The organism is Pseudoalteromonas sp. 19-MNA-CIBAN-0066, assembly GCF_040308705.1.
Taxonomy (GTDB): Bacteria; Pseudomonadota; Gammaproteobacteria; order Enterobacterales; family Alteromonadaceae; genus Pseudoalteromonas; species Pseudoalteromonas nigrifaciens.
The window spans coordinates 1-275 of sequence record NZ_JBEONZ010000193.1 but is presented as its reverse complement, the minus strand read 5'-3'; the positions used below and the strand labels follow the sequence as shown (position 1 = coordinate 275).

Annotated in this window: 1 protein-coding gene; it reads right to left on the bottom strand. The window is 35.3% G+C overall.

What is annotated here, in order from left to right:
* Window positions 1–275: RelA/SpoT-related domain-containing protein (locus tag AAEZ18_RS18775; RefSeq protein WP_502935420.1), on the bottom strand; the 275-nt coding region annotated here is incomplete at both ends.

Below are 275 nucleotides of genomic sequence, written 5' to 3'. Positions count from 1 at the left end.
CACGTATCCATAGAGTCAACTGCAATTCTAAACGCGTAAATATCCATAACTTCGTTAAATAGCAGTTCTTTATTAAGCATTTTTTTATAAATACTATATAAATGTTTTTCACGGCCTGACACAGTTGCTTTAATGCCTGATTCTTCAAGACGTGCTTCTATTTCATGTTGGATATTAGTAATAACTTCTTTGCGATTACCGCGTGCTTTAGCAACTTCCGATTTAAGTGCGCGATGACGCATAGGATATAAAGCTTGAAAACCTAAGTCTTCAAG